This window comes from Adlercreutzia sp. (genome assembly GCF_056795635.1).
In genome coordinates this window covers 8,388-10,186 of sequence record NZ_JBQIIT010000038.1, presented here as the reverse complement: position 1 = coordinate 10,186, position 1,799 = coordinate 8,388, and the positions used below count along the sequence as shown (strand labels likewise).

General features: G+C 66.5%; 1 protein-coding gene. It reads left to right on the top strand.

Features of this window, described 5'->3' with window-relative positions:
* On the top strand, positions 1–1,799 hold a 1,799-nt coding region (locus ACTOXK_RS11560; RefSeq protein WP_482279957.1), incomplete at both ends, for a YhgE/Pip family protein.

Genomic DNA, 1,799 nt, shown 5'->3' with positions numbered 1-1,799 from the left:
CCGAACGCAGCGCGCGCTCGGCACCGTAAGAGGAGACGTGGCAGCCGCCGAGGCGGCCACGCGGACGGCACTCGCCGCAGCCGAGACGCTGCTTGCCGACAACCAGACGCTCGTGGACGATCTGACAGCGCAAGCCGGTGCGGCCGGCGCCGACCCCGCCGTAGCCCAGGCGCTCGGCGAGGTACGCTCCGCCAACGAGCATCTGACCGCCACCGCAGGCGCCCTGCGCACCGCCAACGACAACCTGGCCGCCACGGCCTCCGCGCTGGAAGACGAAGCCGATGCGCTCGACAAGGCCGCTGGCGAGGGGGCCGATGCCGTCCGCGCCGCCGCGGGCACGTTCCAGAGCAGCGTGCTGCCCGACCTGACGAACAGCCTCGATGCGCAGGTAGAGGCCTGCGGTACCCTGGAAGGGGCCCTACGCGGCCTGTCCCCGTCCCTTGACCAGGCTCGCTCACTGCTCGCGGAACTGGAGAGCACGCTGAAATCCTCGCAGGCCTCGCTAGCGACCACCTCCGATTCCCTGGCCACCATGGAGGACAACCTCGCCCGCTCGCTCACCGACCTTACCTCCCTGCAGAACTCCGCGGCCGTGAAGAGCCTGGCAGAATATCTGAAAGCCGATCCCGCCGAGATCGGCAGCTTCATGGCGGCGCCCGTGGCCCTGGACACGCAGCTTGTGTACCCCGTGAGAAACTATGGCAGCGGCGTGGCGCCCTTCTTCACGAACCTGGCATTGTGGGTGGCCGGCTTCATTCTCATGGCCGTGGTGAAGCTGCGGGTAGATCCGGAGGGGCTGCCGAAGTTCACCGCTGTGCAGGCCTACTTCGGGCGCTGGCTGTTCTATGTGGTGTGCGGCCTGGCCATGGGGTTCGTGTGCTGCGCGGGCGACCTCGTGCTGGGCATCCAATGCGAGAGCCCGGCGGCCTTCATCGGGGCGGGCCTGCTCACCGTGTTCGTGGACGTGAACCTCATGTTCGCCCTGTCCTACGCCTTCCGCCACATCGGCAAGGCTGTGGCCGTCATCCTGCTTATCGTGCAGATTCCCGGCTCATCAGGCATGTTCCCCATTGAGATGATGCCCGACTTCTTCCGTTTCATCCACCCGATGCTGCCCTTCACCTACTCAATCGATGCCATGCGCGAGGCCATCGGCGGCTTCTACGGGCTGGACTACTTATACGACATGCTCTGGCTGGGGCTCCTGTTCGTGCCGCTCGGCTTCTTCATCGGTTTGGTGGTGGGCCGCTCCGATTTCAACCTGAACCTCATGTTCGACGAGAAGCTCGGCGCCACCGACCTGCTGCTGGCCGAGCCGGTCACTCCCGCGGCAAAGGCCGCCGCCAAGGGCCGCGGGCGCTTCCGCACGCGCACCCTCATCCGCGCGCTGCTGAACGCCGATGATCTCCGACGGACGCTCACCTTACGCGCCGAGCGGTTCCGTCGCCGCTACCCCGTGCTGCGCCGCATCGGATGGGCCGCCCTCATAGCGCAGCCAGTTGTCACCTTCACCATTATGGTGCTGGTGCATGCCGACGTGAACACGCGGGTGATGATGCTCATGGCCATGGTGGCGGGTATCATCGCCGTGGACGCCTACCTCATTATCATCAGCTACCTGGACGCCAACATCGCCCGCCAGCTTGCCCTGGCGAACCTGAGCGCGGCCGACCTGCAGGAAAGGGCCTCGCAGGCGGTAGGCATTTCGCCAGCCACCCTGCGAGAAGGAGACGGCGAATGCTCTGACGGAGCGAGCTCCGAGAGCGTCGAAACAGCCCCGTGGGCCGCTTCGACAAGCG